This is a genomic window from Neptuniibacter sp. QD37_6, from assembly GCF_047778085.1.
Classification (GTDB): Bacteria; Pseudomonadota; Gammaproteobacteria; order Pseudomonadales; family Balneatricaceae; genus Neptuniibacter.
In genome coordinates this window covers 1,072,101-1,086,246 of sequence record NZ_CP180550.1, presented here as the reverse complement: position 1 = coordinate 1,086,246, position 14,146 = coordinate 1,072,101, and the positions used below count along the sequence as shown (strand labels likewise).

Sequence of the window (14,146 nt, the reverse complement as noted above, 5' to 3'; positions counted from 1 at the left end):
ACTTAACCAAAGGGCGCGACCAGATCCATATCGGTTAACTCTGGGAAAGCCTCGCGAACCGCAGCTTCATTTTGCGCTTCAAATAGGAGTTTAAGGTTAGGGCCAGCATCCATCGTCAGATAAATTTCTACGCCCGACGCTCTTAACTCCCAGACACGATGCATTGCCGAAACAGATTCAGGTTGCCAATATAAAAGCGGCGGCCATGAAGCAATCATAGTTGCATGCATGGACAGAGCATTTTGCTCAGCAGTTTGGCCTAACAGATTCATATCTTGTTCAGCTATAGCATGCTTAATTGTATTCAGATCCTTCTCAGCCTGTGCAGGCCAAGATTGGTAGAGATCAGCCGACTCAACTGTACGCTGCATACCAGAACGAGAATCGATTTTTTTGGCACCTGTAGCAACTTTTAACAAACCAATTCTAAACCCTGGCCAATTAACCGCTAAAGGCTCAGCACAGCTATCCATGCCGTCTTCTTGCTCACCTTTATTCCATTGCACAAACCCTTGGAAGATAGATCGTGATGCACTACCACTACCGATTCGGGCAAATGCCGACAGGACTTTCTGATCAAGATCGAAACGATAAAAGTCGTTAATCGCCAACATCAGTGCAGCAAAACCGGAAGCTGAAGAGGCAAGCCCCGCCGCTGTTGGAATATTATTATTTGTTTCTACCTTAACCAGTTGTTCCAAGTCTCGACGAAAAAGGTCAATAAACGCGATGACTTTCCGAGCAAAGGAGGAATCTTCACTCTGCAGCTCGCCATTTAGATAGACCTGATCACAAGCATCTGAAGGCGTGATTTTAGTTCGGCTACCTAGCTCACCTAGCGAAATGGATAATGAAGCATTGATAGGCAGGTTAAGCTCAACATCACGTTTACCCCAATACTTACACAAGGCAATATTACTTGGCGCAAACGCTTCTGCTTGCGTACCCGGCATAGTTTTCTCTGGAAGGAACGATGCCACTACACTCTGCTTAGTAATGCTCAATGCTAACCCCTTGTGCCGAAACGGATACTGGTATTTGTTCGTAAGCTATATATAGATCTGGATCTGAACCGAGTGCAATCACACAATCCCCAAGACCCGAACCTGAAATTTTAGCACCGGTAATATGCTCGCTTTGGCGAAGCGAATACACAATATCGCAAATCGCTTTATCTGCTACACCTAATGCGTCCATTAAGCCTTGGTAATTATTCATTAATTGACCAAGTTGCTGCCAATCCTGTTGGGCTATTGCCTGTTCAGCGTTGTCCGTTACCGACCCCATTAGCTGATAGACCTGCTGGTAAAGCTCAGGATAATGACTCGCTAAATCCTCTACATGTTTCAATACATCTGGTGTTTTCGTTTTATATCCCGCGTAGTAAAGCGATATGTCGGGTAGAGCTGACAGTGCATTGATCTTTCTTGGCTTAACACGGTAAGAAACGATTGAACCAAAGATACTAGCCACAAGGTCAGCTCCTGATCCTCGTCCACCTTGTACTTGATGAACAACTGCTAGTGAGCGATCGAATAAGCTATCTAGATCCGTTTCATCGTTTACAAAAGATGCGAGTGCAGCGACCACACCAGCAGTGACCGCGGCTGAAGAGCCCAGGCCAACGGTATGAGAAAACTCTGAACGGATTGTAACTTTAATACCTGAAGGCAAGCGATCCGCATACATTGCAACGGCAGCCAGCACAAAACTCAGCCTGTCATCAGCAACCAAATCTGACAACGGGCTTTGGTATTGGGCTAGTGCAGAGTCAATCAGCACTTCTCGTGTTGAGATAGGCTCAAGCTCTATGCGTATATATTTATCCACAGCACAAGCTAATGCCTTATGACCAAAAAGCACTGCGTGTTCACCCATCAGCATAATACTGCCAGGCACAGTCACTTTAATCCGATTCAACATACGCTCCTTGATAAATGATTTTTAAAGGCTGTAGGTGGATATTTAAACGACTAGCGATCTCTGCAGCATTACCTTTCGGGGCATAGACCAATACCAAACCACCTGTATCTCCAGAACTACTACCAGCACCACAAACCTTAGCACTTCCCCCCATCGACTCTATACGCTTAATAACATCAGCAACGGCGTGTGGAACAATTCCGATCTGTTGTAATAGGCGCTGATTTTCTTGTATGAGGTCTAGTTTCTGCTGATCATCTGAAGAATAGATAATTCGCTCAAAATCCTGCGTAACCTGTTCAAAATGCTGCCAAATTGTTGAAAACTCGAATGACTCACGTACTGCTGAAACCGTTTCACCCGTTGATGATTTAGGTGAACCGCTATTCCAGATAAACCAGTTATCGCCTATTTTTTTAGGCAACAGTGTTACATGGTCATTCTGAACTTTAACAACACCTCCAAAAGTCGTCGCAGCTGCATCAATCGCACTACCACGACCATGCTGCAATCTCTCACAATGGCGTACTAACTTGAAGAACTCCCGTTTATTCAATTCCTGCTGAGAGAAGGCTTCAGCCAACTTCAGCAATGCCGCAATCACCGCAGCAGAGGACCCCATACCGGCACCTGTTGGAATATCACTCGCTATCGAGATCTGACCAGCCCGATCAAAACCAAGCTGCGACAAGGTATAAAACAGCAGATCCGAAGGAGATGAGAGAACATCCGCTACAGCGAGCTTTCTTTGTAAAAACAAATTAAAACGTTGGTCAAGCTGTTCGGAAAAGAATTTAAATGTAGCTATATTCTTAGAAAAGTCACCGAAAGCATCAGAAGATATTGATAAATTCAGGCTCGCAGTAGCATTATAAGAAGCCATTACAGAGGTTGTAACGGCCATTGCAATAGCAGGAGCCCCATAAACAACTGAGTGCTCACCACTCAGTATTAGTTTCCCTGGGGCTATTGCCTTCATTAACAGCTAACGTATTCTCGCTTGTGACCGCTGATCGCAGCCAAACGGAAACGTCCAGTGGTTGCAGCGGGAATATCATGATGTTCGCCATCACGAGGATCAGGGTGGCGATACAAATTTAGATATTCGTCATAACTGACTTCTTGGCGAGCATCTAACATAGCTTTGTGGTTTAGAGTGTGCAGACACTTTTCATAACCCGCCACTACGGTGCCAGAGAAAAATTCTGCAACGCAACCAGAACCATAACTAAAGAAACCAACTTTATTACCAGCCAAATTCTCTTTGCAGTTCTCAAGCAAAGAAGTCAAACCGATATACATTGAAGCTGTATAGCTATTACCGATAATACGGTTGTAATAAAGCGTTTCTTCGACCTGTTCTTCAATTTTCTCTAAAGAAAGGCCTGCTTGGTTTACCTTTGCTAGATGCTTATGCGCTTTCTCCGCCATGCGGCTAAAAGGCAGGTGATAGCAAAAGTGGGAGAAATCACTAAACGCTAGAGAGCTAACTTCAACAAAGTTTTCCCAAGCTCTTTTCAGAGATTTCAGGTAGATTTTGGTTGAGTATTTACCATCAACTAGTGCAGTCGTACGGTAATTTGGTCGCCAGAAATCCATCACATCTTCTGTATGATTACCAACTTCTGGATCAATTTCGATTAGACGAGGGTTTGCAGATATCAAAATAGCGACAGCACCGCAACCTTGGGTCGCCTCTCCAGAAGTATCAAGGTCATATCGAGCAATATCAGACGCAATGACCAAAACCTTTTTTTCTGGTTGTCGAGCGACTAACGCGCACGCCATCTGAATAGCAGCTGTTGCGCTGTAACACGCCTGCTTTAACTCAACAACACGGCAATTAGAATTCAATCCTAACAATCTATGCACATAGACGCCTGCAGCCTTAGACTGGTCCACACCCGTTTCTGTAGCAAAAAGCAATGTACTAATTGAATCCGTACCCACCCTTTCAATTAATGGATAGGCAGCATTTGCAGCCATAGTGACTACATCTTCATCAGGAGCAGCCATAGACATCTTCTCTTGGCCTATTCCCTGATAATACTTTTCTGACTCAATTTGCTGAACATTCGCCAGTGTTCTTAAATCCAGATAATAATTGGATGTATAGAAACTGATTTCGTCAATACCAACTGACATTCTTGGGTCTCGATCCTAACTCTCGTCTAAAACAAGGGCCCGGTTATTAGATAAAGATGCTATATCCCGGATACCTAGCAGAAACATGGCTGTTCTGAACTCTGCTTTAATTTTTTCTATTTCTGTAACAACTGCATCTGCAGATTCCATCGCCGGTTTTAACAACGGACCTGCTATGCCACATAAAGAGGCGCCGAGTATAACAGATTTAACCATATCAATCCCATCTCTTAAGCCGCCACTTGCAACTAATGTGGCAACATCTCGATATGGGCTAGCCAATTTCAAGGCGACAGGGGTTGGAAGCCCCCAATCTTGAAATTTAAGACCTAAATCACTCGCGTCTTTTCTACGATGGTGCTCAATTCGACTCCAAGATGTACCGCCAGTACCAGCTAGATCAAAGGTCGTTATACCCGCCTTTAGGCCAAGCTCAATATCGGCAGGCGATAAACCACTCCCAACCTCTTTAAGAAACACAGGCACATCTAATTCTGCTACAAGAGTTTTGATCTTCCCAGCAAGATTGGAGAAATCCGTATCACCTTCAGGCTGAACCGCTTCCTGCAAAGGATTGAGATGAAGATACAAAGCATCTGCACCGAGACAGTCGATCGCTTGCTGAGCTTGTTCTACTTCAACACCATAATTCAGTTGAACGGCACCAAGGTTACCGATCAAAGGGACATCTGGAGCCAATTCTCGCAGCGAAAAACTTTCTTTAGCTTCTGGAGACGTAAACATAACTCGTTGCGAGCCAACCGCCATAGCAACACCCGCTACCTGAGCCGCTTTCGCCAAATTATGATTTATCTGTTTTACTAACTGATGATCACCGCCTGTCATTGAGGATATCAACAAAGGGAAACTTAACTGATAACCTAAAAATTCACATGAGCTATCAACATCGTTCAAGGCGATCTCAGGTAAACCACGATGCATTAAATGTATGCGATCAAAGTACCTACCTGTGCGATCCGTTAAAGGATCATTTTCTATAGCTCTTATATGTTCAAGCTTTCGATCATTAGTCAGATCTGACATTAGCGCTCCAGCGTTAAGTGAGCTTCCATTAGCTCTCCAGGGTTTGTCTGAGCAGCTAGCAAAGATAACTCGCCACATAAAACCGTTGCGGCACAAATAGCAGCTAAACGTTGCGCATTCTCACCTGGCTCTCTATCTTCCTTACAACCTAGAGCCGCTAAATTATCTTCAACAAAGTCGATTCCCTTACCATTACCAACAGAACCCATAATAAGGTTAGGCAAAGTACAAGAGAAATAAAGATCATCACCACGTACTTCAGCGTGCACGATCCCCTGAGAACCTTCGATAATGTTTGCCGCATCCTGACCGGTGGCTAGGTAAAAGGCTAAAAGCATGTTCGCATAATGGGCATTAGCACTACGAAGACCTCCCGCTACCATGGTCCCAATCAGGTTTTTCTTAATATTAAGGTCAACCATCTTTTCAGGTGTTGTCTTTAAGCGTCTTTCACAGATTTCACGTGGTATTACAATCTCCGTTACAACATATTTACCGCGACCAAGAATACCGTTAACAGCTGTCGCTTTCTTATCCGAGCAATAGTTACCAGAAATCGATGAATAACGAAGCTGCGGATATTCAGACAATATCCAAGGAATAATCTTGTCTGCAGCGTTTGTCACCATGTTGTGACCAGATGCATCACCCGTTGTAAATTCCAAGCGAAGATAGATCAAATTCGCAACGATCTGGCTATTCATATCGATAAGCTTGGCAAAACGACTACTCTGCGCAACCACCTCGTTGATATCATTCATACGAGACTTAATCGAATTTAGAGCAAGCATCGCTTCTGTTGCGTCATCCGCTTCCAGCAGAATAGAGCGACTCATTCGCTCATCAATCACAGTCGTTTTGATGCCATCAGTCAAAGCAGAAACCCTTGCACCACGACCAACTGAAGGCCATAAAGGCGTTTCATAGGTAGCCAAAGGGACACTAATTTTTTCATCTAAAACAGGCCCTGTAATTTTGATCGGACCTACATTACGCATTGGGATTGGAGCTTGACTGATTTTATGAGATTTCATGATATCTCTTTATACAAAAGAAAAAGGGCTGCCAATGGCACCCCTTTTTAAATAAGGTTGAGGGCTAATTTTAATGAACTTCACTAGCCCTTTTCAACGTTTTCCTTAGGAGGCAGTCTCTTCTTCTTTTTCCACCTGTTTTTCTGCCGATTGCTCGACCTCAACATCACCTAAATTAGGCTCCGGTAAAGACAAGTTCAACGTATCTAACAAAGTCCCCATACCATTCACAACTCGGTATTGAGAAACAAGCTGATCATGAAGCGCGTTTGTCAGATCATTTTTAGAAGAAAATACTTCGTTTTCTGTATCCAACAAATCAAGCAAAGAACGCTGACCAATGTTGAACTGTTTCTGATAAGAGTTGCGAGTTTCCTGGCTCGAAGCTACGTGCTGCTCAAGGAACGGTAACTGTCTGGACAGAATACTATATGCATTCCACGACAATTCGATACTTTGGAGTACTTCACGATGGCTTTGACCTTGTATCGACTTAGCCTCTTCAATCTGGTGCTGAGTCTGACGAACACGAGCTTGATCGGCACCACCGTTATACAAGTTATAGCGCAAACGGAACATAGCCGTCAGATCTTCGTTTACACCTTCAACACCATCTAAATTATTATTCCAAGTACGATCAACTTCAAAATCTACTCGAGGATAATAATTACGCTTAGCTGCATTATATTGTGCTACTGCTGCTTCAGTATCAGCTTCAGCCACTTGTAAGGTCGGGTGATTACTTAGTGCCGCTTCAGTTGCTTCATCCAAAGATTCTGGAATTGTTACGTTAACCATCTCAGGATAAACAAGCTCCTCGGGAGCCATCAAACCAGTCACACGTTGGTAATTGGCCTTAGCATCTAATAGATTATTCTCTGCGGCAAGCGTGTTAACTTCAGCTAATGCCAAACGTCCTTCTGCTTGCTGAATAGAGGCCAACGCCCCCATCCCTGATTCAGAACGACGTTTAATCTGATCGTAAATTTTTACGTGATTAAACAAGTTTTCTTTTGCTTGCTGCAATAAAACAGTACGGCGGTTCAACTCAATATAAGCTCTAGCGGCATCTAAAGCATAAGTTTCTGCAGATTCAATTACACGTTTATCAGCAGAAATTGAACGAGCTTTTTGACGTTTAACTTCACTAGAGGTAGCAAAGCCATCAAATATCATCTGTCTGAGGCTTAAACGCCCCTCTCCACGAGTAAGCTCTACATCATCCCCATTTGCACGTGTAGTTGTATTATTAGTCCACTCATAACCAATACCAGCTTCCAAATCAACACTCGGAAGATAACCAGCTTTAGCTTGACGAACTTCTTGATAAACAGCATTTCGCGCGTTAATCGCTCTTTGCACTTCAGGACTGTTACTTAATCCTTCCGCCACAACGCTTTCAAGTGAAGTGGAATACGCTACCGTGCTAACAGCTCCTAGTAGCACCCCTGTAAATACTGACCTGAACATAATATCCGCCCCTAATTATAAATAGTTCGTAGCCTTTCCTTAACGTAAACAGTACCGGTTAAGCTTGTCGCTTTCCCACCATGAGAACTAGTGAGACCCTATCAGTGGCACCTGTTTTCTGAAAAATAGAACTCAGGTGAGCTTTAACTGTCCGCTCTGTAATATCAAGCTTTCGAGCAATTTCCTTATTACTTGCCCCTGTAGTTAATACAGAAAGCACATCATGCTCTCGACTACTTAATCCTTCAAAACAATCTACAGACTCTGCGGTGTCCACTTTCCTATCTGTAACAGGCATCTTTCCTAAAAGACTTTTGAGTAACTTTTGAAGAAGTTCAGGTCCTGCCCAAATATCACCACGGAGTACAGTTTTCACCACTTCAGTAAGTAGAGATCCTGTAACATACGTGTTGGTATATCCGTTTGCTCCCGATTGCAGCACTTTGATCCCTTCATCTTCATTTGGAACATCAGTACAAACAATCAAAATAACCTTCGGATTATCCTTTTTAAATCTGAATATTAATTGAGCGTCCTTCTCGTCAACCGAACTTAAGTGAAGCAATACAATACTATGTTGCACTTCTAAAAGTTTAGATGATATTTCAGAACTATCGATAATTTCAGGTTGCCAATCTGCGAGCAACTTAAACCATCGTTCCAAAACTTTCGGTCGGTTCCCTACAAAAAATAACTTCATAATATCCATTCCGCAGCACCTAAGAACAAGACACAGCCTCGTGACCGCGGCGCACAATAGTATATCTTCTAACCAAGAGCTACAAGTTTTTGAAGATTAAGGAGTTTTATTTTTTAATATTTCTAGGTAATACTAATACCAAAGATCAATCAAAAGCCATATCTTTTATATGGTCTAAACTTTATGCTCAATTCAATTGTTAACACTTACCTTTGTAACTTGCATAGCCTATCGCTCAGTAAGAGCCTTATCCTTAGCTTTCAGTACCGGCTTCAATATGTAATCCATTACTGTTTTCTTTCCTGTTAGAATATCAACACTAACAGTCATCCCTGCAATTAGAGGCAATTCAGCCTCAACTGTACCTAAAAATGGCTCATCAGTTTCTAAACGAACCAAATAATAGCTCTCTCCTTCCTCATCGATAATCGTACTTGGACTAACGAATACCACAGAGGCTCCCACACCACCATAAATAGAAAAATCATAAGCCGATACTTTAATTATTGCTATCTGACCTGGAACAATATTGGCTATATCAGAGGGTCTAATCCTAGCTTCAACCAATAATTTGTCTTCCCAAGGAATTATATTTAACAATTCATCCCCTGGCTGAACCACTCCCTCAACAGTATTAACCAGTAATTGTTTCACCGTACCTTTCACTGGAGCTTTTACTTCAGCACGATTAATTCTATCGTTCATACCCGTTAATGCCTGCTTAATTCGAGCACTTTCAGCTACAACCTCATTAAGCTCCCTTCGTGCTTCATTTTTAAATTGTAATTCTGCACCATCAAGGTTTTGCTTTGTTTCCTGTAAGGTAGATTCAATTCGAGGTATATTTAATCTTACTCCAGATAATTCACCCCATAGATCATTTAGCTGCCTTTTTAATCGAAGGAACTCAACCTCTGAAATGACACCATCTTTCAACAGAGGTCGAGTAATATCTAACTCTCGCTTTAAAAGCCCATAGCTTCTAACCAACTGTCCTTCTTGCGACTTAGCAGCTTTCAACTCTTGTTTTCTTTGCTCTACTTGCTGCTCCAATCCACCAAGACCAGCTAACATTTCAGCCTTACGAGTCAAAAATAGGCTTTTCTCTTGATCAAGCATACTCTTATATTCAGCTGGAAAGCCCTTAGGCGGTATAAACTCTTTACTATCAGCCTCTGCCTGCAACCGTGCAGCTTTTGCAATCAACTCATACTGTCGAACTTCATTTTCTTTTAAGGAACTGGAGAAACGAATATCGTCAATTCGTAATAGAACCTGCCCCTTTTCAACAACATCACCTTCACGGACAAGGATTTCTGATAACGCTCCGCCCTCTAAGGTTTCGATAACTTGCAATTGGCTTGAAGGGATAATTTCACCATCGCCACGTGTGATTTCATCTAACTCAGCCCAGTTAGCCCAAACAATTGCAAAAACCACAAAAATCAGCATTGACCAAAGTAAAGCACTCGCTCCTTTTGGGCTTTGCTCTGCCATCGCCTCACTTACGCTAGACATATAACTTAAGTCTTTCTTAGCTTGAGCCATGACTTTACCTCTGCACCTGCAAACGGCCTTGCTTTAACGCATCTAGAACCGCTTCTTTTGGACCATCTGCAACGACTCGTCCTGCATCCATTACAATTATCCGATCAACCAAACTAAGCAAAGACATTTTATGCGTAACAACCAACATTGTTTTATCCTTCGCATATGTTTTAAGCATTGATTTAATTTGCTCTTCAGATGAATTATCCATTGAAGCAGTAGGCTCATCTAAAATGAGAATATTAGGATCATGTATAAGAGAACGCGCCACTGCAACTGCTTGCCTTTGACCACCAGATAAAGCAGCTCCTCGCTCCCCAACCTTCATATCAAAACCTTGTGGATGTCGATTTACCATATCCGCAACACCTGTAAGCTTTGCTACTTCAACAAGGCGGTCATCCTCTGTTTGAGGGGACCCAATTACAATATTGTCACGTACACTACCTGCGAAAAGCATAATATCCTGCGGCATATAACCAAAATTTCTTCGCAAATCGACAGGATCTATCTGGTTAATATCGATACCATCAATACGCACACAACCTTCACCGGTATCATATAAACCTAACACCAGCTTCTCGATCGTTGATTTGCCTGATCCAATCCTCCCTATCAATGCAACACTTTCACCTGGCTTGATACTAAAAGATACACGGTCTAAGGCTTTCTGCTCCTCTCCAGGATAAGCAAAACTAACATCCTTAAAATCTATAGCCCCTTCCAATTTATCTCGGTGAATAAACTGTTGTTCTTCACTACGCTCAGAAGGCAACTCCATAATTTCATTGAGTCCTTTCAAGGCGGTTGCTGCTTGATGGTAAGAAATCACTAGATTAGCCACTTGACTCATTGGCCCTATTGCCCTGCCAGAAAGCATCACACAAGCAATCAATGCCCCCATCGTCAATTCTCTTTCACTAATCAAATATACACCAGTAATTATGATACCGACCGATGTAAGCTGTTGCGCTAAGGACGCAAAATTAACTACCGAAGCAGACAGCATTCTAGAACGCAAACTCCATTTAGCGATATAACCAACAGCTTGCTCCCAGCCTAATTGAATAGAAGAACTAGCCCTCTGGGTTTTCACCGTTTCCATTGCCGTTAGACTTTCAATCAGAGTCGCATTTTTTTGAGAATTTGATGCAAATGTTTTTTCAACCGCCTCTTTTAAATAGGGCCTAACAACAAACGAAACAAGAATAATAAGCGGTATTGCCACTAGCGGCACGATTACAATAGGCCCACCAATAAAACCAATTACAACTAAGAAAAGCAGAGCAAAGGGCAAATCAATGAATACAACATTTGTAGTTGAGTTTAAAAAGCTCTTAATACTTTCAAACTCACGCAAATTACTAGCAAAGGACCCTACCGAAGCGGGTAAGACGCTATACTTAAGAGATAACACCTTCTCGAAGAGCAAGGCAGATAGAATCACATCCCCCTTTTTTCCAGCAATTTCCAGAAAGTAAGATCTCAACATTTTAAGAGAAAAATCAAACAGGTATACAACAGACACCCCAATAGCCAAAACCCATAATGTCTCTATCGCATTGTTAGGTACAACACGATCATAAACATTCATAACAAAGAGCGGGTTCGCGATAACAAAGAGGTTAATCAAAAAAGAGGCTATTAAGACATCACGATAAATCGCAGTTGAACGTTTAATTGTTCCCCAAAACCAGTGCCCTTGATGCCCTTCTAATAACTTTGACACCTGTTGCTGGAAACGATATTCCAACCTAACAAAAATAGCGTGATTTTTATAAGAGGCAGCAAGATCATCTATTGATAAGTGATGCTCCCCACCGCTTTCTGGCTGAATAATTACTGCATTTCCAGATTTATGATCGATCTCTTGCAGAATACAAGCCTGATCATTTTCGAGAATTAAGACCGCAGGAAGAACAAGAGGAGATATATCAGAGAGCTCTCGCCGCAATATTTGAGCTGCAAACCCAGCACGCTTTGCGGCACGAAGAAATAACTTGGGAGTTAACTTATGATCAACCAACGGTAAACCTTCACACAAAACCTCAGGGGAGAAAGGCTTATGATTTTGCTTACTAAGATGAACCAAACAACCGAGCAAAGGGTCTTGAACCGCTTCCATTAACCTAGACCTTAACCTTATTTGAGAGAAAAACTCAAAAAAACGATATATAGTATGACTATCAATTAGCTATCAAATGTATCAAATCAATATGTTATACGCTATACGCAATGAAGAAGGCCGCATAATCAGCCTATCCGAGACACCTCAAGAGGGAGCTCAGCCGGTAGATATAAGAAACAAAGAAGTTTTAGATTTTCTATCTATCAACGATGAAGAATTTTCTGCAGAGGAGTTTCTTCAACAGTCAGATATGTCTGTGGCACGTATTTTTGAAGACTTAGTCGATGTTCTAATCAACAAAAACATTATTATGTTCACTGATTTACCTCCAATGGCACAAAAGAAACTTCTAAGCCGTAAACTTGCGCGAAACATTAATCGAGGAGAGGAGAATCAAGAGATACATGAAGAAAAATCACACTCTTTCCTAATTGGAGATGACGAAACTTTATAAATAAATTCCTAAAGCTCCTGGCCTAGCGGATCCTCACTTTCTTCTTTACCGAAGTGATTTAATTGATTGTATTGTTCAGCAAAACGTTCAGCTAGAGCGGAATAGCGCTGCTGCTGTTTTTCAGACAGCGCCCCATAAGAGATAGTAGCCAAAACATCGCGAACAGATAGCAAAATCCAAAGGGCATTCTGCCCCCTTTTAGCTTTTTCTATCCCTGACTGGACCAAATTTAGCGCTATGCCTGTATGACTTGGCAGCAACTCATTAGCTCGACCAAACATTAAAAACGCCCGATCTAAATCACCACCTCTAAAACTACTCATTGCAGCATAATTTGCTTTACCCCAATCCTTCTCTACCATTACACGATTGAGGTCTTTGCGCTTAGCCTGAATATCTTGCTCTATATCACAACCATGAACAGCATCGATCAAAACATCCAACCATTTACACTGATTATCTACATCCATGCGCAAAAAGAAATTTAACGTTTGCTGAAGCATCTGCTCTAAACGCTTACGAGACGCCGCCGATTCTTGACGATATAGGTCGCAATTAATGAGCTTAGCCCTAAACATCACCTCTTGATCATCAGGATGATCAAGCACTACATCTTCTAAGATTCGAACAACATCAGTTTCCACTTCAGACAATTTAGTTTTATTTGCCTGAATCATTGATCTAACCAAGCCAAAATAATGGGAGGGGGTTTGAAAAACAGAATATCTCGCATAGCGAACTGCATTCTGGTAAGCGTCTTTTGCTATATCCCACTCACCTGTCTGAGATGCCAAATCAGCCAACTCACTTTGTAATTCGGGAACAGTAGGCTGAATCATAACAGCCTTTCGCATCAGCGTTACCGCTCTACTCAGCTCACCCTTCACTCGATAAATACGAGCTAACCATGTATATGCTTCAACGCACACATGCTGCTGATCGACAATACGATTTAGACAGTTCAACGCATCTTCATATTCGCCTAGATTAAAGTGAGCAATCCCTTTACCCACCTCAGCCCAAGGAAGATCACGTTTACTCGTAAGCCCCACAAAGAGCTCTTTGGCTTGAGTAAAGCGCTTCATCCTTAAGAGTGCGATACCATTAATACGTTGTAGAAATATATTTAAGCCAGGGTAATGATTTACAAGAGCTCTACCCTTTTCCAATACTTCTTCATAGTGCTCTTCATCCAACAACTGCTCAAGGGGTCGAACAACCTCTTTAATCCTCAGTTGTTTTTCCAACCGATGACGCACCTTCCCCTGATCAAAAGGTTTCGAAATATAGGTATCAGGCGAGTTCTCTAAAGAACCGAAGAGCAGCTCGGAGCTTTCTGGATCAACAATTAAGAAATAAGTACTAGCTTCAGGAAGGATTGCCTCTGCGTTTGCTTCATGTAGAAGCTGCAGACCATTTTTTTCCCCCTTCCCCATATCGTAAGCGGCAAAACAAAGATCAAAAGTCAATTCACGCATCAGGCTCAATGCCATATTAACCGAGGAAGCAACTTGTACTTGCCCCACACCCATACCCCCCAGGATTTGGCGCAATACCCCGAGATCGTCGAGCTTACTGTCTACAATTAAAGCAGACTTTCCTGAGTAGTTGATTTCCATAGGCTCTGCGTAGTTTAGATAACAGCAAAAGTAGCATATAAATCAGACCATTATCAAAGTTTAGGCCATCTATCGCACAAT

At 42.3% G+C, this 14,146-nt stretch carries 12 protein-coding genes; 1 reads left to right on the top strand and 11 read right to left on the bottom strand.

What is annotated here, in order from left to right:
- Positions 1 to 2: 2 nt before the first annotated feature.
- The 10 genes from mvaD to ACMXYO_RS04845 form a co-directional block, all read right to left on the bottom strand.
- Positions 3 to 1,004, bottom strand: a complete 1,002-nt coding sequence (gene mvaD, locus ACMXYO_RS04890; protein ID WP_415887403.1) for a diphosphomevalonate decarboxylase — start codon at positions 1,002 to 1,004, stop codon at positions 3 to 5.
- Entirely contained in the window at positions 991 to 1,923 is a 933-nt protein-coding gene (gene mvk / locus ACMXYO_RS04885; RefSeq protein WP_415887402.1) for a mevalonate kinase, read from the bottom strand. The genes mvaD and mvk overlap by 14 nt, the downstream gene beginning before the upstream one ends.
- Complete coding sequence (locus tag ACMXYO_RS04880) at positions 1,907 to 2,902, bottom strand: mevalonate kinase (protein ID WP_415887400.1); 996 nt, start codon at positions 2,900 to 2,902, stop codon at positions 1,907 to 1,909. Before ACMXYO_RS04880 ends, mvk begins: the two co-directional genes overlap by 17 nt.
- The gene (locus ACMXYO_RS04875) at positions 2,902 to 4,068 is read right to left on the bottom strand and encodes a hydroxymethylglutaryl-CoA synthase (protein WP_415887399.1); all 1,167 of its coding nucleotides are present in this window, start codon (positions 4,066 to 4,068) and stop codon (positions 2,902 to 2,904) included. Before ACMXYO_RS04875 ends, ACMXYO_RS04880 begins: the two co-directional genes overlap by 1 nt.
- A 15-nt stretch (positions 4,069 to 4,083) precedes the next feature.
- Positions 4,084 to 5,112, bottom strand: coding sequence for a type 2 isopentenyl-diphosphate Delta-isomerase (gene fni, locus ACMXYO_RS04870; protein WP_415887397.1), 1,029 nt, complete (start codon positions 5,110 to 5,112; stop codon positions 4,084 to 4,086).
- Positions 5,112 to 6,146: a hydroxymethylglutaryl-CoA reductase gene (locus ACMXYO_RS04865; RefSeq protein WP_415887396.1), complete on the bottom strand. Its 1,035-nt coding sequence runs from the start codon at positions 6,144 to 6,146 to the stop codon at positions 5,112 to 5,114. The genes fni and ACMXYO_RS04865 overlap by 1 nt, the downstream gene beginning before the upstream one ends.
- 105 nt (positions 6,147 to 6,251) lie before the next feature.
- Complete coding sequence (locus ACMXYO_RS04860; protein ID WP_415887395.1) at positions 6,252 to 7,616, bottom strand: TolC family outer membrane protein; 1,365 nt, start codon at positions 7,614 to 7,616, stop codon at positions 6,252 to 6,254.
- Between the two features lie 58 nt (positions 7,617 to 7,674).
- Positions 7,675 to 8,325 (bottom strand): LuxR C-terminal-related transcriptional regulator, encoded by a 651-nt coding sequence (locus tag ACMXYO_RS04855; RefSeq protein WP_415887394.1) that lies wholly within the window; start codon positions 8,323 to 8,325, stop codon positions 7,675 to 7,677.
- Between the two features lie 219 nt (positions 8,326 to 8,544).
- Entirely contained in the window at positions 8,545 to 9,864 is a 1,320-nt protein-coding gene (locus tag ACMXYO_RS04850; RefSeq protein ID WP_415887393.1) for an HlyD family type I secretion periplasmic adaptor subunit, read from the bottom strand.
- Positions 9,865 to 9,868: 4 nt separating this feature from the next.
- On the bottom strand, positions 9,869 to 11,989 hold the full coding sequence (locus ACMXYO_RS04845) for a type I secretion system permease/ATPase (RefSeq protein WP_415887392.1): 2,121 nt from the start codon (positions 11,987 to 11,989) through the stop codon (positions 9,869 to 9,871).
- A gap of 91 nt (positions 11,990 to 12,080) precedes the next feature.
- Here ACMXYO_RS04845 and ACMXYO_RS04840 point away from each other — a divergent pair, with 91 nt between their 5' ends.
- On the top strand, positions 12,081 to 12,446 hold the full coding sequence (locus ACMXYO_RS04840) for a hypothetical protein (protein WP_415887390.1): 366 nt from the start codon (positions 12,081 to 12,083) through the stop codon (positions 12,444 to 12,446).
- Positions 12,447 to 12,454: 8 nt separating this feature from the next.
- On the opposite strand, the gene ACMXYO_RS04835 is transcribed toward ACMXYO_RS04840, so the two are convergent.
- Positions 12,455 to 14,065, bottom strand: a complete 1,611-nt coding sequence (locus ACMXYO_RS04835; protein ID WP_415887389.1) for a tetratricopeptide repeat protein — start codon at positions 14,063 to 14,065, stop codon at positions 12,455 to 12,457.
- Positions 14,066 to 14,146 lie beyond the last annotated feature (81 nt).